Source organism: Yersinia enterocolitica (assembly GCA_002082245.2).
GTDB classification, from domain to species: Bacteria; Pseudomonadota; Gammaproteobacteria; order Enterobacterales; family Enterobacteriaceae; genus Yersinia; species Yersinia enterocolitica_E.
In genome coordinates this window covers 1117954-1143928 of record NBTC02000002.1, presented here as the reverse complement: position 1 = coordinate 1143928, position 25975 = coordinate 1117954, and the positions used below count along the sequence as shown (strand labels likewise).

Here is a 25975-nt window from a genome sequence, read left to right as displayed (position 1 = left end):
ACAAAAGACAGATTAATGACGCACAAGAAAATCTCTGTGCCAGTTAATTCAAACAAGGCCAAAGCCTTTCACCACAAAAATGATGGGCGGCAGAGCCGTCTGGCAGAGGGTTAGTCACAAGATGGCAGGATTTATACCATATTTGACCCTCGGCGTCAGCATCAGGCCAGTGGTTGTCGCTAATCTCATGGCTAAATAGATTAACCGGTTATTTTATTAGCAATGGCGAATGCGAAAGAACAAAACGGTTAGATTAAATATGGCTGATTAGCGGTAATAACGGTAGATTATGGCCGCGTTACTGCCCGCAATAACAATTCAAAAGGAGAGCCGGATGCGTAGCCTGAAAGATATTGCCGAATTACAGGACTTATTTACTGACTTACCATGCTTTGAGCAAAAACTGGCTCGCTTCGCCACGCGATTGAATTTGGATTTAATGCAATTTAGCGCTGATCATATTTCGTTACGTTGCCACCAAGTCGAAACCGCGCAACGTTGGCGCAGTGGGTTAGCGCAGTGCGGTGATTTGATGTCCGAGACACTGATTAATGGTCGGGTGATTTACCTGTTCGACTTGGCTCAACCTCTGGTGGTCGGGCCATGGCTGATCGATTGCGTGGAATTACCCTATCCGGGGAAAACGCATTACCCCCATCAGGGATGGGAGCATATCGAGCTAGTCTTGCCAGGGGACCCGCATACCTTGAGGTCACGTGCTCGTGCTTTATTGCCAGCCACATTACCGGAGGGTATCAGCGAGAAATTCAGTTCTCCACAAGGGGAACATGAGCGCTTAGCCAACCCGACACTGGCGGTGAGTGATGGTGAGATAACCATTAAGTTCCATCCCTATACTTTGCGGCAAATTATAGCCAGTGAGCGCAATATTTAACGTTAATGGGTTATTTATTTTGATAGCGACTTTCACTTATGGTTATCACTGTGACTGACATCTACTCATAGATTTAAAATGAGTGCCATAGTAAACGCTTAAGTATGTGTTATTAGTTTCTGTTTTTACTTGAGAGCGATCTTCGCTATTTATTCAACAGGTAAATTATTTAGTTCTTATTTATATGCCCGTAAGTAAGCGGGTATAAATACTGTCGCAGTGGCGTTCGTCAAACGGGAGAGAGAATGACTATATTGGAAATTTGTTGCTATAGCGTTGATTGCGCGCAGATAGCAGAAAAGGCAGGAGCCGACCGGATTGAATTGTGCTGCGGTCAGTCCGAAGGGGGCTTAACACCCAGCGTTGGTACATTAATGCAAGCCAATGAAACTGTTACTATTCCGGTGCATCCTATCGTAAGGCCTCGAGGTGGCGATTTTTGTTATAGCAATAATGATTTTGCAATCATCAAAAATGATATCGCGCGAATCCGTGATATGGGATTTGCGGGCGTAGTGGTTGGTGTACTGGATACCGACGGCCACATTGATATGCCACGGATGCGGGAGATAATGTCCATCAGTGGCCCATTGGCGGTCACTTTCCACCGGGCATTTGATATGTGCCAGAACCCAATGATTGCCTTACAGCAATTAACTGACCTGAATGTGGCGCGGATTTTAACCTCGGGCCAGCAGCCAAATGCTGAGCTGGGGTTGGCGTTATTAAAAGATTTGCTTGCTGCAACTCAGGATAAAGGGCCGGTTATCATGGCGGGCGCTGGGGTTCGTTTGACGAATATGCAAAAGTTTATTGATGCCGGTATCCGTGAGCTGCACAGCTCTGCCGGGCGGGCGGTCCCATCGACGATGAAATATCGCAAAGCGGGCGTCACTATGTGTGCTGACAGTGATGTTGATGAGTTTGCCCATTATTGTGTTGATGGTGATGTCGTTGAGGCAATGAAGAGTTTATTAGTGATGGGCCGCCCTCTTTCACAAAGTGCCTAGCTCTTTCAAGCGTGCTGCCAACCGTTGTACACTGCCCCGGCCAATTACGCCGGGGCTGCCTTATTATGGCTTACGCGCGATTAATACCGCTCGGAGGGGAGCAGGGTAGCCTTCTACCGTTTTACTCGGGTCATGTGGGTCAAGAAACTCGGCTAACGATTCGCTGGTCATCCAGTCAGTACGGCGTTGTTCATCGGTGGTGGTCAGCGCCATATTAGCGATCCTGACATCGACAAACCCACACTTTTCCAACCAGGCTTTCAATGCCGGTGCCGATGGAATGAAATATACGTTGCGCATCTGAGCGTAACGGTCACCCGGGACTAACACCTGTTGGCTATCGCCTGCAACGACTAAGGTTTCAAGTACCAGTTCACCGTCGCTGACCAACTGATTTTTGAGCTGATAAAGGTGGTCCAAAGGTGAGCGACGATGATACAGCACCCCCATCGAGAATACGGTATCAAAGGCTGCAAGTTCCGGCAGCTGTTCGATACCCAGTGGCAACACATGCGCTCGCTGATCCCCCCCTAGCAGTTTACGAATAGCTTCAAATTGGCATAAAAACAGCTGCATTGGGTCGATACCGACGGCCAGATGGGCACCTTCGCCAATCATGCGCCACAAATGATATCCACTACCACAACCGACATCCAAAATGCTACGGCCAGCCAGTGGGCTAATATGCGGTAACACCCGTTGCCATTTCCAGTCAGAACGCCATTCAGTATCAATATCCAGCCCATATAGCGAGAATGGGCCTTTGCGCCACGGCATCAGCGCACGCAACATATTCTCCATCCCTTCCCGCTGACCGGCAGAGATCGGGGGGGACATTTCGGCCCGTACACCGTCACGCAAATCCAAGGTGGTCGGTGTAAGTAACGGCAAATGCTCTACTGCATTAAACCAGGTTTTAAATTTGCCGTGTAACGACTCACGCTGCCAGGCACTGAGCTGAGCGGGCAGGGTATCTAACCATGGGCTTAACGGGCCTTTGGCAATCAGCCGGTAAAAATCGCCAAATTCAATCATTGCGCCTCTCCTGCTTTCAGGGCGATCAGAGAACCAAAGTTAAAGCATTGAAACCAGACTTCTGCGTGTTCAAAACCCGCCTGATGCAAGCGTTGTTTATGGGTTTCAACCGAGTCGGTTAACATGACGTTCTCCAGCATGCTGCGTTTCTGACTGATTTCCAGTTCGCTATAGCCATTAGCGCGCTTAAAATCGAGGTGCATATTGAACAGTAATTCGCCAATATCGTTATCTTCAAAATTGAATTTTTCGGATAACACCAGAGCACCTCCCGGGCGTAACCCTTGGTACACTTGGTTAAGTAGCCGCTGGCGATCTGCCGGTTCAAGGAATTGTAGGGTGAAGTTAAGCACCACCATGGAGGCATTTTCCAGCCGAATATCCAGAATATCGGACTCGACAACCTCCACCGGCGTTTCCGCCCGAAAAGCATCAAGATGGCGGCGACAACGTTCGACCATTGCCGGCGAGTTATCCACGGCAATAATTTTGCAACCTTCAGCCTTAATATTACGGCGCATTGACAGGGTGGCCGCACCCAGCGAGCAGCCGAGATCATAAATCTGGCTGTGAGGCTGCACAAAACGTTCCGCCAACATGCCTATCATCGAAATAATATTGGAGTAACCAGGGACCGATCGCTGGATCATATCGGGGAACACTTCAGCAACTTTTTCGTCGAAGGTCCAGTCACCTAACTTGGCAATAGGGGCAGCAAATAGGCTGTCACGCAGTGGCTCGATAGCCCCAGCCGGATGGCGTTGTGCGTCGTTTTGAGATTGAGTGTCGCGATTTGGCATGACTGTCATTGGCATTAACAAGAAATTTAAGGCGCATATTATAACAGAAAACCAAACGCATTAGCGTGATAATGCGTGAGAAGAGGGCTGATAGACACAGATGAGCGTGAAGGCGGTAGTCAGCCGCCCAAACTAATAGAACTCCGGCGATGGGGACCTCGCAACGGAACAAGCGATAAGCCTATCAGGTCAGACTGAAAATCTGATCCCAAGGCAAGTAGTAAATATTAGCTATAACCATTAATACCAAAGAAACATAGGTGGCACTCATCCCGGAGCGACGCCAGCGAATTTCGCGATGGCGTAAACCATAATAATGTAGCAGGCGGCCAACTATCAGCATTAATCCACAGATATGGATCATCCACGTTTCAGCACCGTTCATCTCCATCATAATGAGCAAAATGACAGCAATAGGGATATATTCTACGGCGTTCCCATGTACCCGGATAGCGGTTTGTAATTCATAAAAACCGCCGTCGCCATAAGCTACCCGGTACTGGTTTCTCAATTTAACCACATCAAATGAAAGCTTTATCAATAACAGTGCGCCCAACACGACATAAAGCGAGCTAACCATTTTCAACTCCATTGCCCAACCATAGACTGGCGGAATAATGATAACCGCCTGTTGGGTCACTGTCGCTAGAAAAATCGATGGATTGTCATTTCTTGAGGTTCAGTTTAGTGTTTGGAAAGATGAGCTTAAAACAACGTCACTTGTTCAGGCCAGTCAGGTGCGGTTGCTAGCGTCGGTATGCGTGCTGCCAACTGTTGCCATAGCTTTTGTGCTTGCTGCGGCGAGTCACTGTTATCTGGTGTGTGAATGAATAAATAAGGCTGATATTGCTGTTCCCACTGTGGCAGCCTTTGTAACCATGGCGAAAATAGAGCCAAATTATCATCTATTTGGTCGCCACCAATAAATCGCACCAAGGGATGACTGCCAGTGACGACGGCATGAACAGGGAGGCGGGGTTTCTTGCTTTGTGCATCCCGTACGGCCGCAGTTGCCGGTTTGGCGGCATGAATAGCGCGGCTATCTAATATTACCCGATTGATTGACCGTTGGTGCAAACCTTGATTGAGCGCCAACTCAGCAGCACCTTTGGCAAAAAACTCAGGATGACGCACTTCGACCCCATAATTGAAGCCTGCGGGCAATTTATCGAGAAATTGCCACAAATGGTTCAACGCATTAGGCCCAAATGCTGCGGGCAACTGTAACCACAACTGGCCAATGCGTTCATGCAGTGGAGCCAAACAGTGATAAAAAGCCTGTAGATCTTGCTCACATTCGCGCAAAGCCGCCTGATGGCTAATCGTCGAGGGGAATTTAAAGCAAAAGCGGAAACTGTCCGGCGTCATATCACGCCAGCGCTGTACTATTTCCAGCCGTGGCAATGCATAAAACGTGGTATTCCCTTCAACACAATTAAAGTAGCGGCTATAGTCAGCTAAATCCTTGATACCCAGCCGGTTCCAGGTTGGATGTTGCCATTGCGGCAGTCCGATATACATATTTTACCCTTCTTACTTGGCGCTACAGCGTTGTTAGCTGCACTCATTCACCCGAATCACTGACTAATGTCAGCTCATCGGGATTCATTCATTTGCTGCCTAGCTGTAACACCAATTAATTTGGGTAAACTTTTATCACTTGGCGCTACAGCGTTGTTAGCTGCGCTGACGTTATAGCGTTACGCGTTAAGGGCCGCAAGAATTTCGCTACTGCTGCGCACGCGGGATATCCGCGGGAAAATATGGGTAAATGCGAACTGCTGCATCTCGCTGCTCGCCGTACTGCAACCATCTTCGGCAATCACCAACTCATAACCGTGCTCCCAAGCGGCACGAGCTGTTGATTCCACACCGATATTGGTGGCAATCCCCGCCAATACGATGGTCTTTATGCCGCGTCGGCGTAATTGTAAATCCAAATCTGTGCCGTAAAATGCGCCCCACTGGTGTTTAGTAATTTTGATATCTTGATCAGCCACCGCGAGTTGTTCTGGGAACGTCCACCATGAGTCTGGCAACCCACCCTCGGGGGCAGGACTTGGCTGATCTACGGGCTGTTTTAGTGCCTCGGCGAAGGAGTCAGACCAACCCACTCGCACTAAAACCACCGGAGCACCCAGCAGGCGAAACTGCTTTGCCAATTGTGCGTTGGTGGCGATGACCTGTTCAGCCCTATAGGGGCCTTTGGCAAAAGGTAAGATCCCTTGTTGTAGGTCAATCAGTACCAGTGCGGTGGTTTTTGCATCAAGTTTCATTCTGTTACGCCTCAATATCATTATGCGAAAGTCTGGATGAGCGGTTCCACCTGCTGACCCGTTGTTGCTAGCATATGTTATCGGGCGGTCCTTGTGAGGGGATAAATTTGTTAAATGATGTGTTAAAACATCGCTGAAAGGGATTTTGTCATGCCTGAGCTGTGCGTTCGCTCTTATCTATACCATGAAATTCCTTTATAATGGCCCCCATTTTTCAAGACTCTTTAATCCAAAACACCTAAGAAAACAGTCGCACGGACAGTGCATAACGCGTGTGGCATCGGCTGAGTAAAAGGATATTGTATGCGTACTGAGTATTGCGGGCAGTTGAATCTGTCCCATGTGGGCCAAAGCGTTACACTTTGTGGTTGGGTTAACCGTCGTCGTGACCTCGGTGGTCTGATTTTTATTGATATGCGTGATCGCGAAGGCATCGTTCAGGTATTTTTCGATCCAGACCATAAAGCCGCTTTTGAACAGGCTTCAGAGTTGCGTAATGAGTTCTGTATCCAGATTACCGGCACCGTGCGTGCGCGCCCAGATAGCCAAATCAATAAAGATATGTCGACGGGGGAAGTGGAAATCTTTGCCAATGCGCTGAATATCATCAACCGTTCTGAGCCGTTGCCACTGGACTCTAATCAGACCAACACTGAAGAGCAGCGTCTGAAGTATCGCTATTTGGATTTGCGTCGCCCGGAAATGGCCGATCGCCTGAAAACCCGTGCAAAAATCACCAGCTTTGTCCGTCGCTTTATGGACAGCCATGGTTTTCTCGATATTGAAACCCCAATGCTGACCAAGGCAACGCCAGAAGGTGCGCGTGACTATCTGGTGCCAAGCCGGGTACACAAAGGCAAGTTCTATGCATTGCCACAATCACCACAACTGTTTAAACAGTTGCTGATGATGTCTGGCTTTGACCGTTATTATCAGATCGTAAAATGCTTCCGTGATGAAGATTTGCGTGCTGACCGCCAGCCTGAATTCACCCAAATCGATGTTGAAACCTCTTTCATGACCGCCGATCAAGTGCGCGAAGTGATGGAGAGACTGGTGCGTGAATTGTGGCAGGAAACCAACGGTGTCGAGCTGGGTGATTTCCCGGTGATGACTTTTGCTGAAGCTATGCGTCGTTTCGGTTCTGATAAACCAGACCTGCGTAACCCAATGGAATTGGTGGATGTTGCGGATCTGGTTAAAGAGGTTGAGTTTAAAGTCTTCTCTGGCCCGGCAAATGATGTCAAAGGTCGTGTCGCTGCACTGCGTGTTCCCGGTGGCGCACAGGTTACCCGTAAGCAAATTGATGAGTACGGCCAGTTTGTCAACATCTATGGCGCGAAAGGCTTGGCATGGTTGAAAGTCAATGACCGTGCAGCCGGCGTTGAGGGTGTACAAAGCCCCATTGCGAAATTCCTCACTGCAGAGGTGCTGGAAGCCATTCTGGCTCGCACTCAGGCTGAAAGCGGCGATATCCTGTTCTTTGGTGCCGATAGCAACAAAATCGTCACTGACGCGATGGGTGCATTGCGTCTGAAAGTAGGTCGTGATCTGGAACTGACCAAACTGGGAACATGGGCGCCGCTGTGGGTGGTTGACTTCCCGATGTTTGAAGATGATAGCGAAGGCGGCCTAACGGCGATGCATCATCCGTTTACTGCACCAAAAGAGATGAGCCCAGAGCAATTGGCTGCGGCACCGACTACGGCTATCGCCAATGCGTACGATATGGTGATTAACGGTTATGAAGTAGGTGGCGGTTCCGTGCGTATTCACCGTACCGAAATGCAGCAACAGGTGTTTGGTATTCTGGGTATCAATGAACACGAGCAGCGTGAGAAATTTGGCTTCCTGCTGGACGCATTGAAATATGGCACACCACCACACGCAGGTCTGGCTTTCGGTCTGGATCGTCTGGTGATGCTGCTGACCGGTACTGATAACATTCGTGATGTCATTGCTTTCCCGAAAACCACTGCGGCGGCTTGTCTGATGACCGATGCGCCAAGCTTTGCTAATCCTGCTTCTCTGCAAGAGCTGTCAATCAGCGTAGTGGCGAAGAAAGGGGCAACAGACGTAGCGGAAGAAGAGAATAAGTAATGAATTATATATACCCAATAGATTTCAAGATGCAGGAAGGCGGCAAGCAAGAGAATCCCGGTGAGCTTACACCGGTAAGTGATTCGGATGATTGAGCGAAGCCAACACACTTGCAGTTTGAAAGATGACGGGTATAAGCGCCCAGAATCAATACTGGCGGTGATCTACGCCAGATCCAGTGGTCGGGTGTTGATGTTGCAACGGCGTGATGATCCTGATTTTTGGCAGTCGGTGACCGGCAGTCTGGAAGAGGGGGAAGCGCCGCGGCAAACCGCACAGCGCGAAGTAAAGGAAGAAGTCGGCATTGATATACTGGGTGAAAACCTTGATCTACTCGACTGCCTGCGTTGTGTGGAATTTGAACTCTTTGTGCATTTGCGCCGTCGCTATGCGCCGGGTGTTACGCGGAATAAAGAACATTGGTTCTGTCTGGCGTTACCCGAAGAGCGGGATGTGGTTATCACCGAACATCTTGCCTACCAGTGGTTAGATGCTGCAGATGCCGCAGCATTAACTAAATCCTGGAGTAATCAGCAAGCGATTGAAGAGTATGTTCTTTATTCAAGCTAGTATTTTTGGAGATACTTATTTATGGCAGGTCATAGTAAATGGGCCAACACAAAACACCGCAAAGCGGCACAGGATGCTAAGCGCGGTAAGATTTTCACTAAAATTATCCGTGAGCTGGTGACTGCGGCACGTCTGGGTGGTGGTGATCCCGGCGCAAACCCACGTTTACGTGCGGCCATCGATAAAGCGTTATCGAATAATATGACGCGTGACACCCTGAACCGCGCAATTGCCCGTGGTGTTGGTGGTGACGAAGATAACAATATGGAAACCATTATTTACGAAGGCTACGGACCTGGCGGCACTGCCGTGATGGTTGAATGTCTGAGTGATAACCGTAACCGTACCGTATCTGAAGTCCGCCATGCATTCACTAAGACCGGCGGTAATTTGGGAACCGATGGTTCTGTTTCCTATCTGTTTACCAAAAAAGGCGTCATTTCTTACGCACCAGGTCTGGCTGAAGATACCGTGATGGATGCGGCATTGGAAGCGGGTGCCGATGATATCGTGGTATATGATGACGGTGCTATTGATGTGTTCACTGCTTGGGAGTCATTGGGCGCGGTGAAAGATGCTTTGGATGCAGCGGGTCTGGTGGCTGAAGGTGCTGAAGTTGCGTTGATTCCATCAACCAAAGCGGATTTGGATGCAGAAACCGCACCAAAACTGCTGCGTTTGATCGATATGCTGGAAGATTCTGATGATGTGCAAGAGGTTTACCATAACGGTGAAATCTCTGATGAAGTGGCGGCAACATTGTAAAACAGCGTCATCTCATCCGGTTGTTCAATGAGTTATGTCATTCTCACTGGCCGCATTCTGTGGCCAGTGTTTTTAGAGGCACCCCCGGTATTGCACAGGTACGGTGCCTTTGCTCATTAATGTTACTCAACATAATATTAATGAGAAGCAATGCAGCGAATAAGGTAAAAAACTGGTATGGCGATCGTATTAGGCATCGATCCCGGTTCTCGTGTCACCGGTTATGGCGTTATTCGCCAGCAAGGCCGTCAGCTCACTTATCTGGGCAGCGGTTGTATCCGCACTGTTGTTGACGATATGCCTACTCGTCTGAAGCTAATTTATGCTGGTGTGACTGAAATTATCACTCAGTTCCAACCTGATTTTTTTGCTATTGAACAAGTGTTTATGGCGAAAAACCCGGATTCGGCGTTAAAGCTGGGGCAAGCACGCGGCGCTGCAATTGTTGCTGCGGTAAACCTGAATTTACCGGTTTCTGAATATGCAGCCCGCCAGGTAAAGCAAACTGTGGTGGGAACCGGGGCGGCAGAAAAAAGTCAGGTTCAACATATGGTGCGTTCACTGTTAAAACTGCCAGCGAATCCCCAGGCCGATGCGGCTGATGCATTAGCTATTGCGATAACCCATTGCCATCTTAGTCAAAATACCTTGCGATTGGGGAATGACCAAATGACATTGGCGCGTGGCAGAATTCGCTAACCCATTACCAGACGCGAACAGGTTAACAGTTATTGTTGGCTGGATATCCATCCAGCCTTTTTTATGCTATAAACAGCCATTATGTTTATACCCGACCGCGGGTAAACGAGGAGAGAGTCAACGTGATAGGGCGCCTCAGAGGTATCATTCTGGAAAAACAGCCACCGTTGGTGCTGTTGGAAACAAACGGTGTTGGCTATGAAGTCCAATTACCAATGACCTGCTTTTATGAGCTGCCGGACTTGGGGCAGGAAGCCATTATCTTTACCCAATTTATCGTGCGTGAAGATGCTCAGCTTTTGTATGGCTTTAATGATAAGCAGGAGCGGGCGCTGTTTCGCGAACTGATTAAAGTTAACGGTGTTGGTCCTAAACTGGCGCTGGCCATTCTCTCCGGCATGTCTGCGCAGCAATTTGTGGCCGCGGTTGAACGGGAAGACATTACCACTTTGGTTAAATTACCCGGTGTCGGCAAGAAGACGGCCGAACGGCTGGTGGTGGAAATGAAAGACCGCTTTAAAGGTCTGAATGGCGATCTGTTCAATAATACCGGCGATATTCAGTTGCCCGCCAGTTCATCGCAAACATCGGATGCCGATATTGAGGCGGAAGCTGCTTCGGCACTGGTTGCTTTGGGCTATAAACCACAGGAAGCCAGCCGTTTGGTGAGCAAAATTGCTAAACCGGGTGCTGACTGTGAAACCCTGATCCGCGACGCTCTGCGTTCCGCATTATAGAGTGAGTCATACAGGATGATTGAAGCAGACCGCCTGATATCGGCAGGTATTATCAGTGATGAAGAGAGCATTGATCGGGCTATCCGACCAAAGCTATTGGCAGAATATGTCGGGCAGCCCCACGTCCGCGAGCAAATGGAAATCTTCATTCAGGCGGCAAAACAGCGTGGCGACGCGCTTGATCATGTCCTGATTTTCGGCCCGCCAGGGCTGGGTAAAACCACATTGGCAAATATTGTTGCTAATGAGATGGGGGTGAACCTGCGAACTACCTCCGGCCCGGTCTTGGAAAAGGCCGGTGACTTAGCGGCGATGCTGACCAATCTTGAACCACACGATGTCCTGTTTATTGATGAAATCCATCGATTATCGCCGGTTGTAGAGGAGATCCTCTATCCGGCAATGGAAGATTATCAATTGGATATCATGATTGGTGAAGGCCCCGCCGCCCGTTCAATCAAACTTGATCTGCCGCCATTTACCCTGATTGGTGCCACCACTCGCGCCGGTTCATTGACCTCTCCACTGCGTGACAGGTTTGGTATTGTGCAACGCCTGGAATTTTATCAGGTGGCAGATTTAGAACATATTGTCGCGCGCAGTGCCAAGTGTATGGGGTTGGAACTGACGCCAGAAGGGGCTCATCAACTGGCGCGTCGTTCAAGAGGGACGCCACGTATCACTAACCGTCTGCTGCGCCGGGTGCGAGATTTTGCTGAGGTCAGAGCCGATGGCGCGATTAACGGCGATGTGGCGATGAAAGCGCTAGATATGCTTAATGTCGATGCCGAAGGGTTTGACTTTATGGACCGTAAGCTGTTGCTCGCCGTGATTGACAAGTTTATGGGCGGTCCGGTAGGGCTGGATAACTTGGCCGCCGCGATTGGCGAAGAGCGGGAAACGATTGAAGACGTACTGGAACCTTATTTGATCCAACAAGGTTTTATTCAACGCACACCACGTGGGCGAATTGCCACCAATCATGCTTACAAACATTTTGGGATTACCCGCGAAGAGTAAATTTTTTGATGCAGGGCTGAGCCAATGCCAGCCCTGATGGAGTGATAGTCAGGCGGTTGCTTGTTCGCCGACAGGTATGTTAATCATTCGATTAAGCCATGGAATGAGTAGCGCCATAACCAGTGCAATGGCCAGTGTGGCGATGCCAATTTTGCCAAAAACATCGGTATAGATAGGCAGTGTTTCGAGTGGGTCTGTTATCCCTTCTGGTGTCGCGGTAAAGGTGGCAACATAACCGCCAATCAGGAACGATGCGGCTTGCGTCAGGAACCACATCCCCAGAATAAAGCCCATCAGATATTGCGGTACCAGTGCCGCCACCATCGCTAAACCTAAAGCACTGATCATCAATTCCCCCAGGCTCTGGAATAAGTAAACCAGAACGATAAACCAAGGTGATGTCAGACCTTGTGCATCAGCAAACCACATCCCCGCGGCGGCCGCTGTCAGAAAACCCAGTGAACATAAAAACATACCTAAAGTAAATTTGGCCGGCATCGATAAGTCACGGTTTTTACTGCCCAGGCGGGTATAAATTGAGGCTAAAATCGGGCTGGCCACCACTACCCAGAATGGATTTAGTGCCTGGAAACTCACCGGATTGATAGTGAAACCAAGAATTTCATGATGAACATTATTGATGGCGAAGAAGTTGAGTGACGTCGGCATCTGTGCATACAGCACGTAGAAGACGATAGCTTCAATCATCAGAATAAAAGCGACATACATTTTATTGCGGCCTAATTTATCCTGCTTAAATGCTTCTTTGAAAAAGATAAATACCACAATCAACGATAAGACGATCAGCACCAGATTGGCAATCACCACATGGTTCATTAACCAAGCACAGAGACATATCATCACCGCACTACCAGCCAGTACCAGTAGCAAGTTTCGCCAATTTAACGGTTTAGCATCAGGCTCGGAACCGATATGACTCACCATATGGCGGCAGCAGAAATAGACCAACAAAGCAAAAATCAAACCAATACCGCACAAATAATAGGTCACGGTATAACCGAAGCGTTCGGCAATAACCGGAGCCAATGACAGTGAAATTAGGGAGCCGATATTGATCGACATGTAAAACAAGGTGAAGGCCCCATCAAGGCGTGGATCTTTGGGGAGATAGCATTTTGACAATAGGCTAGCCGGATTAGCTTTAAACAAACCATTACCGACAGCAATGGTCCCCAAAGCAAAGAAGATTAGATTTGGGTTATATAGTGATAAACCGGTAGCAAAGTATCCGAGAGCCAGCACGATAGCGCCTAATACCATGGTGCGTTTAGTGCCTAATAAATGGTCGCCGACATATCCACCAATCGAAATCAGGCCATAAACCAAAGCGGCAAAAGCCCCAAAAGTGACAAACGCTTGTTCCTGTGAAAACCCTAACTGCTTTACGAAGAAAACAGCAAGAATACCTTGAACACCGTAATAACCGAACCTCTCCCATAGTTCGACAAAGAAAATCATGAAGAATGGTTTGGGTTGCTGAAGTAAACCAGTGGGTGTGGATCTATCCATGAGAACCGCCTCTGCGGAATAATCATTCTGCGTAAATTGGGAGCATACAAGCCCATGCAGAAATGAAAGAGGTATCTGCATAACCATTATATTGCTCATTGATTTGAGTGATAGGCAGGGTATTACACTGCAATTTTATTGTATTTGTGGTTGATCACACTAATTAAAATATAAAATACAGAATTGATGATTGTTGGAATATTTAGCAATAGACGCTAATCGTGAACGAGGTTATTGCTATTAGTGGCGGGAGTTAATGGTTTGAGAACATTAATGGTAAGGGTGGATAGGGGGTTTATTACTCTAACCCCCCTTTAATCGAGCAATTATCCACGCGCCTTTTGTGACAGGCTGAGTACAAACATGACCGCCGCACAAAGTACCACTGAAGGCCCAGCGGGGGTGTCATAGAAAGCAGAGAATGTCAGACCACCGGTCACGGCAACAATACCGATACCGATGGCAATTCCAGCCATCTGTTCGGGGGTTCGGGCAAAACGACGAGCTGCCGCAGCAGGAATGATTAGCAGTGAGGTGATAATCAGCGCGCCAACAAACTTCATCGACAGCCCGATAGTCAGTGCGGTGACCAGCATTAGCAACATCCGTACCCGTTCTAGGTTGACCCCATCAACATGAGCCAGCTCCGGGCTAACCGTCATTGACAGCAGTGCCCGCCATTGCCAACACAGCACCGCTAACACCACAATAACACCTACGGCAATCAACCAGATATCACTCAGTGTTACGGAAAGCAGATCACCAAACAGATAGGCCATTAAATCGACCCGGACATTATGCATCAGACTCACGACCACCAGGCCCAGTGATAATGCGCTGTGAGCCATGATCCCCAGTAGCGTATCGACTGCTAACTGTGGGCGGCGTTCTAACCACACCAAAATCACGGCTAATACCATGGTCATTACAATCACGGCATAAAACGGATTCACATTTAGCAGTAAACCAAAAGCAACACCCAGTAAGGAGGCATGGGCCAGAGTATCACCAAAATAGGACATTCGACGCCAAACGACGAACGACCCCAGCGGGCCGGCCGCTGTTGCCAATAATACTCCTGCTAACCAGCCAGGTAGCAATAATTCAATCATGCCTCACGACTCCCGCTGTTCTTCAAAATAATCTTTCCGTGCAAATCGTGTCGATGATTATGGTGGTGGCGATAAACCGCTAGCTGCTCAGCGCCACGATTGCCAAACATGGCAATAAATTCAGGATGAGTGGAAACAACCTCTGGTGCACCAGAACAGCAGATATGTTGGTTAAGGCATAATACTTCATCAGTTTTGGCCATCACTAAATGCAAGTCATGGGAAACCATCATAACAGCACAGCCTAACTCTTTACGCAGTTGCTCGATTAAGTCGTATAGCGCTAATTGCCCATTAACATCAACACCTTGCGTTGGCTCATCCAGTACCAGTAACTGCGGTTTGTTCAGTAATGCACGGGCTAACAGCACGCGTTGGTTCTCACCGCCAGACAGTCTTTGCATGGGTTGGTCTAATAAATGTGCTGCATGCACACGCTTGAGTGCCGGCAGGATATCCGCCTTTTTGACACCCGGTTTCAAACGCATAAAACGGCTTACAGTGAGCGGTAATGTGGCATCCAAATGAAGTTTTTGCGGAACATAACCGATGCGTAAGCCCGGCTGACGGACAAGCGTGCCGCTGGTGGGAGGAATCAGCCCCAGTACCACGCGAACCAGCGTCGATTTACCGGCACCATTTGGCCCAAGCAGGGTGAGAATTCTTCCCGGTCGCAGTGAAAGGGAGATATCGTTCAGTACCCGCCGGCTACCAAAAGTGACGGATATATTATGTAGAGTTACCAATGTGGACATTATGATTACGTTTGCAGAACCGAGTGAATGTTATAATATTACGCTTTACCCAACAAAACGTCGAGAATTCGTATTATGTTACATAAAAAAAAATGGCTAAAGCGGGCAATGCTAGCCAGCGCAATTTTAATTGCCAACCCATTTAATATTGCCTCAGCGGCGGTCGTTACATCAGTACGGCCATTAGGTTTTATTGCCTCTGCCATTGCCGATGGGGTGTTACCAACGGAAGTATTATTGCCCGATGGTGCATCGCCACACGATTATGCGCTTCGTCCGTCGGATGTCCAGCGGTTACGCAGTGCCGAGCTGGTTATTTGGGTCGGACCAGAAATGGAAGCATTTTTAACAAAACCATTGACACAAGTTGCTGATAATAAAAAGATTGCACTGGCTGAGTTACCTTCAGTTACACCTTTATTGATCAAAGGTGACGAACATGATGAACATGAAGGTGAAACCGCAGGGCATGACCATGATCATGCTGAAGATAATCACAGTGACGAGCACCATCATGGCGAGAACAACATGCATATTTGGTTGTCGCCAACGATTGCGAAACAATCTGCAATCGCTATTCACGACAGATTATTGGAACTTATGCCACAAAATAAGGACAAATTAGATGCAAACCTGCGCCGATTCGAGGATCAACTAGCGCAAAACGAAAAAAATATTGCTACTATGTTGAAGCCTGCCCAAGGTAAGGGATATTTCGTCTTTCATGATGCCTATGGCTACTTTGAAAAACACTTTGGCTTGAGCCCGTTAGGGTATTTTACAGTCAATCCCGAAATACAGCCTGGTGCGCAGCGTTTACATCAAATTCGAACACAGTTGGTTGAGCATAAAGCGGTATGCGTTTTTGCTGAGCCACAATTCAGGCCGGCCGTCATTAATGCCGTTGCTAAAGGAACAAATGTGCGTTCAGGCACCTTGGATCCCTTGGGCAGCGGTATCGTATTAGGCAAGGACAGCTATGTGAACTTTTTGTCTCAGTTGTCGAACCAATACGTGAGCTGCCTGAAGTAAGATTAAAAGGATACTCATAAGTGCAGCAGATAGTCCGAACTATCACCTTGGCGTATAACAATCTCCCTCGACCCCACCGTATTATGCTGGGGTCGTTGACTGTAATGACACTGGCCGTAGCTGTTTGGCGGCCTTTTGTTTATCACCCCGAGCATGAACCTGTCGCTAAGAGCGTGGTATTAGATACCAGCCAAACCCGCATTTTATTACCTGAAGCCAGCGAACCCATCGATCAGCCCACGCCTGATGATGAAATTCCACAAGATGAGCTAGATGCCAAAGATGTTAGTGAAACCGGTGTTCATGAGTATGTGGTTTCAACTGGGGATACCCTGAGCAGCATTCTTACCCAGTACGGCATTGATATCTCTGATGTGTCGCTGTTGGCGACGCAAAACCGTGATCTGCGTAATCTGAAGATCGGGCAGCAAATCTCTTGGACCGTCAATGATACCGGTGATTTACAGAGCTTGACTTGGGAAGTTTCTCGTCGTGAAACGCGGACTTATGACCGTGTTGGCAATAATTTCAAAGAGACCAAAGAGCTACAAAAAGGTGAGTGGAGCAACAAGGTTCTGACGGGTCGCCTTGATGGCAGCTTTGTCACCAGCGCCAGGAAGGCAGGCTTGACGGCTTCCGAGATTCGCGCGGTCACTAAAGCATTACAGTGGCAGCTTGACTTCGCCAAACTGCGTAAAGGTGATCAATTCTCGGTTTTGATGTCACGTGAAATTCTTGATGGCCGCAGTGAGCAAAGCCAGCTGGTCGGGGTGCGTATGCGTTCCGGTGGTAAGGATTACTACGCTATCCGTGCCGATGACGGTAAATTTTATGACCGGCTTGGTTCTGGCCTGGCCCGTGGTTTCATGCGTTTCCCTACCATGAAGCAATTCCGGGTGTCGTCAAACTTTAACCCACGCCGCCTAAACCCGGTAACCGGGCGTATTGCCCCGCATAAAGGTGTGGATTTCTCTATGCCTGTCGGGACGCCAGTGCTCGCCGTCGGTGATGGTGAAGTCGTGATCGCAAAACGCAGTGGGGCTGCGGGTAACTATGTTGCTATCCGCCATGGTCGCCAATACACCACCCGTTATATGCATCTGAAAAAGTTGTTGGTCAAGCCAGGTCAAAAAGTAAAACGTGGTGATCGTATCGCATTGTCAGGTAATACTGGCCGCTCTACTGGTCCTCATTTGCACTATGAATTCTGGATGAATCAGCAAGCCGTTAATCCATTAACCGCTAAATTACCGCGCTCAGAAGGCTTGAGTGGTAAAGACCGCAGTGAATATCTGGCTATCGCCAAGCAGGTCATTCCGCAGTTACAACTGGATTAACCGCTATCCAGTAACCACTATCTACCGGAGTGTTATACCCAGACAGTGGAGTTGCAGGGGGCAGCAAACCTACGAATCCCAATGAACTTAGGTTAAGTGATTCGGGTGAGTGGGAGTAGCTAGCAACCCTGCGGCTTCAAGGAGGAAGGGTATACTATTATTAGCCCACAGAATTCCAAGAGTTCCCCCATGCATAAAGATAAACATGACGCCGCTGGCTTTATTCCGGTATTTAAGAAATCTTTCCTCCACCCACGGTTTTGGGGGGTATGGTTGGGGGCCGGTTCTATGGCCGCGATGGCTTATGTGCCACCGAAATTCCGCGATCCTTTGTTAGCAGGGATTGGCCGTCTGGCGGGCAAGTTTGCCAAGAGCGCCCGTCGTCGCGCGCGGATTAATCTTCTTTATTGTATGCCAGAGCTGCCGGAAGCTGAGCGCGAACATATCATTGACCAGATGTTTGCCACTGCGGCGCAACCGTTGATGATGATGGCAGAACTGTGCTTTCGTGAACCGAAGAAAGTACTCTCTCGGGTTCATTGGCACGGTTTGGAGATTCTTGACGAGTTGCAGCAGCAGCAGCGTAATGTCATTTTGTTGGTGCCACATGCCTGGTCGATCGATATACCGGCAATGCTGCTCGCAGAACAGGGCAAACCAGTTGCCGGTATGTTCCATCATCAGCGCAATCCGCTAGTTGATTATTTATGGAATAGTGCCCGTTTGCGGTTTGGTGGGCGAATTCATGCGCGTGAAAGTGGCATCAAGCCATTTATCAGTTCAGTGCGCCAGGGGTTCTGGGGCTACTATTTGCCGGATGAAGATTATGGCCCTGAGCAAAGTGAATTTGTTGATTTCTTTGCCACCTATAAGGCGACCTTGCCAGCAGTAGGGCGTTTGATGAAAGTATGTCGTGCGGCAATCGTACCGATGTTCCCAGTCTATAATTATCGCGAACACCGCCTTGATATCTATATTCGTCCACCGATGGATGATTTGGCTGATGCTGATGACGCCTATATTGCCCGCCGTATGAATGAAGAAGTTGAGTTGTTGGTCAAACCCAACCCGGAGCAATATACCTGGATTCTTAAGTTGTTGAAAACCCGTAAAGAGGGTGAGATAGAGCCTTATGTTCGTAAGGATATTTAACAGTCGCTATCGTGATTAAACATAAAAAAGCCCGCATATTTTAGTCGCGGGCTTTTGCATTTATTGGCTACAGCAAACTACTCAACACGTAGGATGCGGCTGGTATTGGTCGTACCAATAGTCCCCATCACATCGCCCTGCGTTACAATAACCAGATCACCTGAGACCAGGAAACCTTTATCTTTCAGTCGGCTGACAGCTTCACTGGCCGCCAGAACACCATCAGTATGGGTATCACAATAAACTGGCGTGACACCACGGTAGATTGCCGTCAGATTTAAAGTATGGTCATGACGCGACATCGCAAAGATAGGCAAACCGGAGCTGATACGGGACATCATCAGTGCCGTACGGCCAGATTCGGTCATGGCGATAATGGCCGTGATACCTTTCAGGTGGTTTGCTGCATACATGGTCGACATCGCGATAGCTTCTTCGACATTGTCGAATTGCACATCAAGGCGGTGTTTAGACACATTGATACTTGGGATCTTCTCCGCACCCAGACAAACTCGTGCCATAGCAGCAACAGTTTCTGCTGGATACTGACCGGCAGCGGTTTCTGCTGACAACATAACAGCGTCAGTACCATCTAGCACGGCGTTAGCAACGTCCATCACTTCCGCACGGGTTGGCATCGGGTTGGTTATCATTGACTCCATCATTTGAGTCGCGGTGATAACCGCACGGTTAAGCTGACGAGCACGGCGGATCAGTTTCTTCTGAATTCCCACCAGCTCTGGGTCACCAATTTCTACCCCCAAATCACCACGGGCAACCATCACTACATCAGAGGCCAGGATGATATCATCCATAGCTTCATCGGTTGCAACCGCTTCAGCACGCTCAACTTTTGCCACGATTTGTGCATTACAGCCAGCATCACGCGCCAAACGGCGGGCATAATGCAAATCTTCGCCAGTCCGTGGGAACGAAACAGCCAGGAAGTCCACCCCGATTTTAGCGGCGGTAATAATATCGGCTTTGTCTTTTTCTGTCAGCGCTTCTGCCGACAGACCGCCACCGAGCTTATTAATGCCCTTATTATTGGAGAGAGGGCCACCGACAGTAACTTCGGTGAACACTTTCATGCCCTGGACTTCAATGACTTTTAATTGTACCCGGCCATCATCCAGCAGCAAAATATCACCAGGAACCACATCAGCGGGTAGGCCTTTGTAATCGATACCGACTTTGTCTTTATCACCTTCGCCTTTTGCCATATTGGCATCGAGCAAGAATTTATCATGTACGTTAAGGAATACTTTGCCTTCCTTAAAAGTAGATACCCGGATTTTAGGACCTTGCAAATCGCCAAGAATAGCAACATGGCGCCCTAATCTTGCAGCGATCTCACGGACTTTATTGGCCCGCAACTCATGATCTTCGGCGCTACCATGGGAAAAATTCAGGCGGACTACGTTAGCACCAGCAGCAATAATCTTTTCCAGATTATTGTCGCGGTCGGTAGCCGGCCCCAGTGTAGTAACAATCTTGGTCCTTCTGAGCCGTCTGGACATCTCTTACTCCGTTGACTGATGAAGCATGGTGTTGTTAAAACAGCGGATAATGAATCCGATAGTAAAATGTAATTAAGATCAAATTTTACGACGACATGCGATACGATAACCCTGTTTTACCACACAGCGCCATGCATGTTATCCGCTTGCGGATGTAAAACGATTGATGCATAAATGGCCCCATCCGAGCACCACCAATACATCAATGACAACATTACAAAAGCGAGCTATTTACCCCTTATCGGTTTTGGTAACGTTTACCGCCGCCATACAAGGACTATTTTCCAATAATACGTCAAATTATTACTCCAGAAGATGCGCTAACACAAAACAAAGCGACTTCTGCCCTTGACGTTATTCACCGCTGTTGACGCGCGGCGAACCTTTATCAAAGCGCGATTCTTTCAAGGCGTCTTTCACACGTTTCAGGTTATCCCTGAATTTTGCTCCACGCCGTAGGGTAAACCCGGTTGCCAGCACATCAATTAATGTCAATTGAGCAATACGGGAGACCATCGGCATGTACATATCAGTATCTTCCGGCACATCCAGCAGCAGTGATAGTGTTGCTTCATTTGCCAGCGGTGTATCACGCGAGGTGATAGCAATCACTGTGGCATCGTTTTCACGGGCTAAGTGGGCCAACTCGACCAGGTTTTTCGTCCGGCCAGTGTGAGAGATCAATACCACTACATCACCCTCACTGGAATTCATACAACTCATACGTTGCATAACGATGTCATCGAAATAAATTACCGGAATATTGAAACGGAAAAATTTATTCATCGCATCGTGAGCAACCGCGGCAGAGGCGCCAAGGCCAAAGAACGAAATTTTCTTCGCCTGAGTCAGTAAATCTACTGCCCGATTAATGGCCGCAATATCTAAATTGTTTTTCGCCATATCCAAGCTGGCCATGGTCGATTCGAAAATTTTTGTCGTGTAAGCAGCTACACTATCATCTTCTTCGACATTGCGGTTCACATAAGGTGTGCCATTTGCCAGACTTTGCGCCAAATGCAGTTTAAAATCAGGGAAACCTTTGGTGTCCAGTCGGCGGCAAAAACGGTTAACCGTCGGTTCGCTAACGTTCGCCATTTTGGCTAGTGTCGCGATACTTGAATGGATGGCAGTTTGTGGGGAGGCGAGGATCACCTCGGCGACTTTCCTTTCTGATTTGCTCAGGAGGTCCAGACTATTTTGGATATTTTCCAGCGTATTCATATATCGAGAGTCACCCATGGGTTTTACCGATTTCATTTAAAGGAGAAATCTATGCCGGTTTAATGAAAATATACTACGAGCTGGGACCCGTTGGCAGTGGCATAGGGTGGGAAGTAAGGTTTTTTCACCAGAATATGACCTGTGTCTAATTTTCATAATGGTAAATAGTTGTCAAAAACGTCATAAAATTACATTTTAAAGTTGCACGGCCTGATTTGGCGCGGCTTGGCACCCTGATGGATGTTTTTTAACCTTTTTTGCTCTGCTTTTATCTGGGTTTACTGGCTATAGTCAAAGAGAGTACATTAGTAATGTAAGAAAATTACAAATATCCTGCAACGAGGAGAATAACATGGCGGTAACTAATACAGCCCAGGCAGCCCAGGCGTGTGATCTGGTGATTTTCGGCGCTAAGGGAGACTTGGCTCGCCGGAAACTGCTGCCTTCCCTTTACCAATTAGAGAAAGCGGGTCACATCCACCCAGATACTCGCATCATCGGCGTAGGCCGTGCCGAGTGGGACAAAGACGCGTACACAGCCGTGGTAAAGGAAGCCCTCGATACCTTTATGAAAGAGAAGATGGATGATGAATTGTGGCAAAAGCTCAGTTCTCGTCTCGACTTCTGTAATTTGGATGTCAATGACAGCAAACACTTTGCCAAATTGGGCAAGATGCTGGATCAAAAAAATCGTACCACCATTAACTACTTTGCCATGCCGCCCGATACGTTTGGTGCAATTTGTAAAGGATTGGGCGAAGCAGGGCTGAATAAAGAGCCTGCTCGTGTGGTAATGGAAAAACCGTTAGGGAAGGATTTGGTCTCTTCTCGGGTGATTAACGATCAAGTGGCAGAATATTTCAACGAGTGTCAGGTTTACCGTATCGACCACTATTTAGGTAAAGAGACAGTACTGAACCTGTTGGCTCTGCGTTTTGCTAACTCACTGTTTGCTTCTAACTGGGATAATCGCACTATTGACCATGTGCAGATCACGGTTGCCGAAGAGGTCGGGATTGAAGGGCGCTGGGGCTATTTTGATGAAGCCGGCCAGATGCGTGACATGATCCAGAACCATCTGCTGCAAATCCTGACCATGATTGCCATGTCACCGCCAGCAGATCTCAGTACTGACCGAATTCGTGATGAAAAAGTGAAAGTACTGCGATCATTGCGCCGTATCGACCACACCAATGTGCGGGAAACCACAGTACGTGGTCAGTATACCGCCGGTTTTGTCCAGGGTAATAAAGTACCCGGCTATCTGGAAGAGGAAGGGGCGAATAAGAACAGCAACACTGAAACGTTTGTTTCTATCCGTGTCGATATTGATGACTGGCGTTGGGCTGGGGTGCCGTTCTATTTGAGAACCGGCAAACGCCTGCCAACAAAATGTTCTGAAGTGGTGGTTTACTTTAAAAATCCGGCACTGAATCTGTTCCGCGAGTCTTATCAGCAATTGCCTCAAAACAAGCTGACGATCCGCTTGCAACCGGATGAAGGTATCGAGATTGAAGTGCTGAATAAAGTGCCAGGTCTGGAGCATAAACACCGTCTGCAAACCACAAAGCTGGACCTCAGCTTCTCCAAAACCTTTAACGAGCAGCATATTGCTGATGCCTACGAACGTCTGTTGCTGGAGACCATGCGTGGTATTCAGGCACTGTTTGTGCGCCGTGATGAGGTTGAGGAAGCGTGGAAATGGGTCGATTCCATTATGGATGCATGGGCGGCTGATAATGACGCACCTAAGCCATATCAATCTGGAACCTGGGGGCCGGTGGCATCCGTTGCCATGATTACCCGCGACGGTCGTTCATGGAATGAGTTCGAATAAATATTTAGGTTATGACTATACCCTAAATAATTCGAGTTGCAGGAAGGCGGCAAGCGAGAGACAAATCGGTCGGGAAGCGATTTGAACAGTATTTATGCTAGCCCGTAGGATGAGGCTCATTAACCCCGATGAGCTTACATCAGTAAGTGATTCGGGTTATTGAGCGTAGCCAACGTACATGCAGCTTGAAGTATGACGGGTATATTCCCGATAACAGCGCCTCACCTAGGCGCAATAATAAAGAGTCGTTAGCTGGCTCGCATTGTGATTCTTTATGGCAGACAGAAGCAGGAATACATGTTCTGCCTGCCATATTTCAACTGGCACCCTCGGGTGAGTACATGCCAATCGGCATAAGTGGAGATAACAACTGATGAAAAGCTGGAAAACGAGCGCAGAACAGATCATGACCGCAGGCCCCGTGGTCCCGGTGATTGTGATTAATAAGCTCGAGCAGGCGGTACCGTTGGCAAAAGCCCTGGTGGCTGGCGGTGTTCGGGTGCTGGAAGTGACGTTGCGCACCCCTTGTGCTGTTGAGGCTATCCGTGCTATCGCAAAAGAAGTTCCTGAGGCGATTGTCGGCGCAGGTACTGTGCTCAATCCACAGCAGTTGGCTGATGTGGTTGAGGCTGGCGCGCAATTTGCTATCAGCCCAGGGCTGACTGATGAATTACTTAAGGCAGCCACTGCAGGCTCAATCCCATTAATTCCTGGGATCAGCACCGTTTCAGAACTGATGCTGGGTATGAGTTATGGCCTGCGTGAGTTTAAATTCTTCCCGGCAGAAGCTAACGGTGGTGTTAAAGCATTGCAAGCCATCGGCGGCCCATTCTCGCAAGTGCGTTTCTGCCCAACCGGCGGCATTACCCCGAATAACTACCGTGATTACCTGGCGCTGAAAAGCGTATTGTGTATTGGCGGTTCATGGTTGGTTCCGGCAGATGCGCTGGAAAAAGGGGACTACGCTCGTATTACTGAATTAGCCAAACAAGCCGTGGCGGGTGCAACAGCATAAGCTGTTCTAACCTCCTGAACTGACGAGATAATTCGCATAATCTCGTCAAACTATAAACCTCTGCCATGCAGGGGTTTTGTTTTTTTAGAACCACTAACTTATTATTTTATAATCTCTTTTTTTAAACTATTTATAAAATTGATGGTTTGCTTTATAAAATTGGCTGTGGTAAAAATACAGCAGTGAATTATTCCATTTTGATGAGGGTTTTAGGCGTATCACACTAGGTTTGGCAAACAAGTATGTAGCTAAAGCATGTGTGGCTAAAAAAAAGAGATATATTATGATTAAAACTAATGGAATTACTTTCAAACCTTCTACCTGTCAACTTTTCCTGTCAGCCATTCTGGCCAGTGAGCATCACTGGTGTAGCGAGCTGTAGCGTCTTTATTCTTCCATCTTAAATACCCGTCATGCTGCATGTGCGTTGGCTGCGTTCAATCACCCGAATCACTTACTGATGTAAGCTCATCGGGGGTCTCTTGCTTAGCGCCTTCCGGCAATTCGAATTATTTAGGGTATAAAAAAGTTTATACGCCAAGTGAGTTTCTATTTCTTACGGCCTGCGCATGTCTATTCCTTGTGAATAGGGCATCAAATTAGGATAACCGTAACAAATAGACCTTAGCGTGCGTTTTACCCGTCACTTTTCAAATAGCAGGGATGTTGGCCACTTATTACTCGGCCGTCCATGGGCCTCGCCTCTTTGAGGTCGCTGCTTGCACTTTGAAATCGATAGGGTAGCTGTGTTAGGAGAAGAATGATGATTTATTGGATATTTTTAGGTTTAGCGATTGTCGCAGAAATTATCGGCACGTTATCAATGAAATATGCCAGTGTCAGTGGTGAAATGACCGGGCATATCGTGATGTATTTTATGATAACCGGTTCATACATTTTACTGGCTCTGGCAGTGAAGAAAGTCGCGCTAGGCGTGGCCTATGCCCTGTGGGAAGGGATTGGCATCCTGATTATTACTGTGTTTAGCGTGCTGTGGTTTGATGAAAGCTTATCACCACTGAAAATTGCCGGTTTAGTGACCTTGATCGGCGGCATAATGTTAGTGAAGTCAGGGACGCGTAAGCCGAAGAAACCAAGCAGTCCGCACAACAATTCAGGTGAGCAGCATGCAACAGCTTGAGTTTTACCATATTGCGTTTCTGATTTTGGCGGTCATCCTGGAAATCATTGCCAATATCTTGCTGAAAATGTCAGATGGTTTTCGCCGAGTATGGTTAGGCATATTATCACTGCTGTCAGTGTTAGGGGCATTCAGTGCTTTGGCACAAGCAGTGAAAGGCATTGAATTATCAGTGGCTTATGCCTTGTGGGGCGGGTTCGGTATTGCCGCCACCGTGGCCGCAGGTTGGATTTTGTTTAATCAGCGACTGAACTATAAAGGCTGGATCGGCCTGATTTTGCTACTGGCCGGCATGGTGATGATTAAGCTGTCCTGATATCCCCTTTGTACTTGAAGCAGCAGGGGTGTTGGCTGCGCGCGCAAACCCGAATCACTTACCGGTGTAAGCTCATCGGGATTTGTTTGCTGGCCGC

Annotated in this window: 25 protein-coding genes and 1 pseudogene; 16 read left to right on the top strand and 10 right to left on the bottom strand. The window is 48.2% G+C overall.

The genetic code is table 11. The annotated features are described in order from the left end of the window. The first annotated feature begins 334 nt into the window (after nucleotides 1-334). Both A6J66_006625 and A6J66_006620 read left to right on the top strand, forming a co-directional pair. Entirely contained in the window at nucleotides 335-895 is a 561-nt protein-coding gene (locus A6J66_006625) for a VOC family protein (protein PNM23902.1), read from the top strand. Nucleotides 896-1140: 245 nt separating this feature from the next. Continuing rightward, nucleotides 1141-1905, top strand: a complete 765-nt coding sequence (locus tag A6J66_006620) for a copper homeostasis protein CutC (GenBank protein ID PNM23901.1) — start codon at nucleotides 1141-1143, stop codon at nucleotides 1903-1905. A gap of 63 nt (nucleotides 1906-1968) precedes the next feature. Here A6J66_006620 and A6J66_006615 read toward each other — a convergent pair whose 3' ends face one another. From A6J66_006615 to A6J66_006595, 5 genes are all read right to left on the bottom strand, one after another. Continuing rightward, nucleotides 1969-2940 (bottom strand): tRNA 5-methoxyuridine(34)/uridine 5-oxyacetic acid(34) synthase CmoB, encoded by a 972-nt coding sequence (locus tag A6J66_006615; protein PNM23900.1) that lies wholly within the window; start codon nucleotides 2938-2940, stop codon nucleotides 1969-1971. Further along, a complete protein-coding gene (locus A6J66_006610) occupies nucleotides 2937-3740 on the bottom strand; it encodes a carboxy-S-adenosyl-L-methionine synthase CmoA (protein PNM23899.1) in 804 nt (267 codons plus the stop codon). Before A6J66_006610 ends, A6J66_006615 begins: the two co-directional genes overlap by 4 nt. Nucleotides 3741-3924: 184 nt before the next feature. After that, nucleotides 3925-4320, bottom strand: coding sequence for a hypothetical protein (locus A6J66_006605; protein PNM26916.1), 396 nt, complete (start codon nucleotides 4318-4320; stop codon nucleotides 3925-3927). 125 nt (nucleotides 4321-4445) lie between these two features. Beyond that, nucleotides 4446-5261 carry a DUF72 domain-containing protein gene (locus A6J66_006600; GenBank protein PNM23898.1) on the bottom strand — a complete coding sequence of 272 codons (816 nt, stop codon included), beginning with the start codon at nucleotides 5259-5261 and terminating at the stop codon, nucleotides 4446-4448. Between the two features lie 179 nt (nucleotides 5262-5440). After that, the gene (locus A6J66_006595) at nucleotides 5441-6037 is read right to left on the bottom strand and encodes a hydrolase (protein ID PNM23897.1); all 597 of its coding nucleotides are present in this window, start codon (nucleotides 6035-6037) and stop codon (nucleotides 5441-5443) included. Nucleotides 6038-6319: 282 nt separating this feature from the next. On the opposite strand from A6J66_006595, the gene aspS reads away from it, so the two are divergent. The 6 genes from aspS to A6J66_006565 all read left to right on the top strand — a co-directional run bounded on the left by aspS (nucleotide 6320) and on the right by A6J66_006565 (nucleotide 11907). After that, nucleotides 6320-8116, top strand: coding sequence for an aspartate--tRNA ligase (aspS, locus tag A6J66_006590; GenBank protein PNM23896.1), 1797 nt, complete (start codon nucleotides 6320-6322; stop codon nucleotides 8114-8116). An 87-nt stretch (nucleotides 8117-8203) separates the two neighbouring features. Beyond that, nucleotides 8204-8686, top strand: a complete 483-nt coding sequence (locus A6J66_006585) for a dihydroneopterin triphosphate diphosphatase (GenBank protein ID PNM23895.1) — start codon at nucleotides 8204-8206, stop codon at nucleotides 8684-8686. 21 nt (nucleotides 8687-8707) lie between these two features. Continuing rightward, the gene (locus tag A6J66_006580) at nucleotides 8708-9451 is read left to right on the top strand and encodes a YebC/PmpR family DNA-binding transcriptional regulator (protein PNM23894.1); all 744 of its coding nucleotides are present in this window, start codon (nucleotides 8708-8710) and stop codon (nucleotides 9449-9451) included. Between the two features lie 177 nt (nucleotides 9452-9628). Continuing rightward, the gene (locus tag A6J66_006575) at nucleotides 9629-10150 is read left to right on the top strand and encodes a crossover junction endodeoxyribonuclease RuvC (GenBank protein PNM23893.1); all 522 of its coding nucleotides are present in this window, start codon (nucleotides 9629-9631) and stop codon (nucleotides 10148-10150) included. A 122-nt stretch (nucleotides 10151-10272) separates the two neighbouring features. Further along, nucleotides 10273-10887: a Holliday junction branch migration protein RuvA gene (locus A6J66_006570; protein PNM23892.1), complete on the top strand. Its 615-nt coding sequence runs from the start codon at nucleotides 10273-10275 to the stop codon at nucleotides 10885-10887. Between the two features lie 15 nt (nucleotides 10888-10902). Then, nucleotides 10903-11907, top strand: coding sequence for a Holliday junction branch migration DNA helicase RuvB (locus tag A6J66_006565; GenBank protein PNM23891.1), 1005 nt, complete (start codon nucleotides 10903-10905; stop codon nucleotides 11905-11907). Between the two features lie 48 nt (nucleotides 11908-11955). Here the strand turns inward: A6J66_006565 and A6J66_006560 are convergent, their stop codons facing one another. The 3 genes from A6J66_006560 to A6J66_006550 all read right to left on the bottom strand — a co-directional run bounded on the left by A6J66_006560 (nucleotide 11956) and on the right by A6J66_006550 (nucleotide 15304). After that, a complete protein-coding gene (locus tag A6J66_006560; protein ID PNM23890.1) occupies nucleotides 11956-13437 on the bottom strand; it encodes a dipeptide/tripeptide permease DtpB in 1482 nt (493 codons plus the stop codon). Nucleotides 13438-13763: 326 nt separating this feature from the next. Then, on the bottom strand, nucleotides 13764-14549 hold the full coding sequence (locus A6J66_006555; protein PNM23889.1) for a zinc ABC transporter permease: 786 nt from the start codon (nucleotides 14547-14549) through the stop codon (nucleotides 13764-13766). Then, the gene (locus A6J66_006550; protein PNM23888.1) at nucleotides 14546-15304 is read right to left on the bottom strand and encodes a zinc ABC transporter ATP-binding protein ZnuC; all 759 of its coding nucleotides are present in this window, start codon (nucleotides 15302-15304) and stop codon (nucleotides 14546-14548) included. The genes A6J66_006555 and A6J66_006550 overlap by 4 nt, the downstream gene beginning before the upstream one ends. 75 nt (nucleotides 15305-15379) lie before the next feature. Here A6J66_006550 and A6J66_006545 point away from each other — a divergent pair, with 75 nt between their 5' ends. From A6J66_006545 to msbB, 3 genes are all read left to right on the top strand, one after another. Then, nucleotides 15380-16336: a zinc ABC transporter substrate-binding protein gene (locus A6J66_006545; GenBank protein ID PNM23887.1), complete on the top strand. Its 957-nt coding sequence runs from the start codon at nucleotides 15380-15382 to the stop codon at nucleotides 16334-16336. Between the two features lie 20 nt (nucleotides 16337-16356). After that, nucleotides 16357-17673, top strand: coding sequence for a murein DD-endopeptidase MepM (locus A6J66_006540; protein PNM23886.1), 1317 nt, complete (start codon nucleotides 16357-16359; stop codon nucleotides 17671-17673). Nucleotides 17674-17862: 189 nt separating this feature from the next. Further along, the gene (gene msbB / locus A6J66_006535) at nucleotides 17863-18825 is read left to right on the top strand and encodes a lauroyl-Kdo(2)-lipid IV(A) myristoyltransferase (protein PNM23885.1); all 963 of its coding nucleotides are present in this window, start codon (nucleotides 17863-17865) and stop codon (nucleotides 18823-18825) included. 77 nt (nucleotides 18826-18902) lie between these two features. On the opposite strand, the gene pyk is transcribed toward msbB, so the two are convergent. Continuing rightward, nucleotides 18903-20345 (bottom strand): pyruvate kinase, encoded by a 1443-nt coding sequence (gene pyk, locus A6J66_006530; GenBank protein PNM23884.1) that lies wholly within the window; start codon nucleotides 20343-20345, stop codon nucleotides 18903-18905. A gap of 354 nt (nucleotides 20346-20699) precedes the next feature. Further along, a complete protein-coding gene (locus A6J66_006525; protein ID PNM23883.1) occupies nucleotides 20700-21569 on the bottom strand; it encodes a MurR/RpiR family transcriptional regulator in 870 nt (289 codons plus the stop codon). 352 nt (nucleotides 21570-21921) lie between these two features. On the opposite strand from A6J66_006525, the gene zwf reads away from it, so the two are divergent. From zwf to A6J66_006500, 5 genes and pseudogenes are all read left to right on the top strand, one after another. Further along, a complete protein-coding gene (gene zwf, locus A6J66_006520; protein PNM23882.1) occupies nucleotides 21922-23406 on the top strand; it encodes a glucose-6-phosphate dehydrogenase in 1485 nt (494 codons plus the stop codon). A gap of 373 nt (nucleotides 23407-23779) precedes the next feature. Next, on the top strand, nucleotides 23780-24421 hold the full coding sequence (locus tag A6J66_006515) for a keto-deoxy-phosphogluconate aldolase (protein PNM23881.1): 642 nt from the start codon (nucleotides 23780-23782) through the stop codon (nucleotides 24419-24421). A gap of 420 nt (nucleotides 24422-24841) precedes the next feature. Next, a pseudogene (locus A6J66_006510) lies at nucleotides 24842-24943 on the top strand (type I methionyl aminopeptidase). Nucleotides 24944-25181: 238 nt separating this feature from the next. Further along, nucleotides 25182-25562, top strand: a complete 381-nt coding sequence (locus A6J66_006505) for a multidrug/spermidine transporter subunit MdtJ (GenBank protein PNM23880.1) — start codon at nucleotides 25182-25184, stop codon at nucleotides 25560-25562. Further along, entirely contained in the window at nucleotides 25549-25878 is a 330-nt protein-coding gene (locus A6J66_006500) for a spermidine export protein MdtI (GenBank protein ID PNM23879.1), read from the top strand. The genes A6J66_006505 and A6J66_006500 overlap by 14 nt, the downstream gene beginning before the upstream one ends. The last annotated feature ends 97 nt before the right edge of the window (nucleotides 25879-25975 follow it).

Coding starts and splice junctions, on each gene's coding strand:
- pyk (PNM23884.1), bottom strand. CDS start 20,345: ATGTCCAGACGGCTCAGAAGGACCAAGATTGTTACTACACTGGGGCCG.
- A6J66_006600 (PNM23898.1), bottom strand. CDS start 5,261: ATGTATATCGGACTGCCGCAATGGCAACATCCAACCTGGAACCGGCTG.
- A6J66_006515 (PNM23881.1), top strand. CDS start 23,780: ATGAAAAGCTGGAAAACGAGCGCAGAACAGATCATGACCGCAGGCCCC.
- A6J66_006615 (PNM23900.1), bottom strand. CDS start 2,940: ATGATTGAATTTGGCGATTTTTACCGGCTGATTGCCAAAGGCCCGTTA.
- A6J66_006560 (PNM23890.1), bottom strand. CDS start 13,437: ATGGATAGATCCACACCCACTGGTTTACTTCAGCAACCCAAACCATTC.
- A6J66_006550 (PNM23888.1), bottom strand. CDS start 15,304: ATGTCCACATTGGTAACTCTACATAATATATCCGTCACTTTTGGTAGC.
- A6J66_006605 (PNM26916.1), bottom strand. CDS start 4,320: ATGGTTAGCTCGCTTTATGTCGTGTTGGGCGCACTGTTATTGATAAAG.
- A6J66_006610 (PNM23899.1), bottom strand. CDS start 3,740: ATGCCAAATCGCGACACTCAATCTCAAAACGACGCACAACGCCATCCG.
- A6J66_006505 (PNM23880.1), top strand. CDS start 25,182: ATGATGATTTATTGGATATTTTTAGGTTTAGCGATTGTCGCAGAAATT.
- A6J66_006525 (PNM23883.1), bottom strand. CDS start 21,569: ATGAATACGCTGGAAAATATCCAAAATAGTCTGGACCTCCTGAGCAAA.
- A6J66_006585 (PNM23895.1), top strand. CDS start 8,204: ATGATTGAGCGAAGCCAACACACTTGCAGTTTGAAAGATGACGGGTAT.
- A6J66_006500 (PNM23879.1), top strand. CDS start 25,549: ATGCAACAGCTTGAGTTTTACCATATTGCGTTTCTGATTTTGGCGGTC.
- zwf (PNM23882.1), top strand. CDS start 21,922: ATGGCGGTAACTAATACAGCCCAGGCAGCCCAGGCGTGTGATCTGGTG.
- A6J66_006555 (PNM23889.1), bottom strand. CDS start 14,549: ATGATTGAATTATTGCTACCTGGCTGGTTAGCAGGAGTATTATTGGCA.
- A6J66_006545 (PNM23887.1), top strand. CDS start 15,380: ATGTTACATAAAAAAAAATGGCTAAAGCGGGCAATGCTAGCCAGCGCA.
- msbB (PNM23885.1), top strand. CDS start 17,863: ATGCATAAAGATAAACATGACGCCGCTGGCTTTATTCCGGTATTTAAG.
- aspS (PNM23896.1), top strand. CDS start 6,320: ATGCGTACTGAGTATTGCGGGCAGTTGAATCTGTCCCATGTGGGCCAA.
- A6J66_006595 (PNM23897.1), bottom strand. CDS start 6,037: ATGATATTGAGGCGTAACAGAATGAAACTTGATGCAAAAACCACCGCA.
- A6J66_006620 (PNM23901.1), top strand. CDS start 1,141: ATGACTATATTGGAAATTTGTTGCTATAGCGTTGATTGCGCGCAGATA.
- A6J66_006565 (PNM23891.1), top strand. CDS start 10,903: ATGATTGAAGCAGACCGCCTGATATCGGCAGGTATTATCAGTGATGAA.
- A6J66_006580 (PNM23894.1), top strand. CDS start 8,708: ATGGCAGGTCATAGTAAATGGGCCAACACAAAACACCGCAAAGCGGCA.
- A6J66_006625 (PNM23902.1), top strand. CDS start 335: ATGCGTAGCCTGAAAGATATTGCCGAATTACAGGACTTATTTACTGAC.
- A6J66_006575 (PNM23893.1), top strand. CDS start 9,629: ATGGCGATCGTATTAGGCATCGATCCCGGTTCTCGTGTCACCGGTTAT.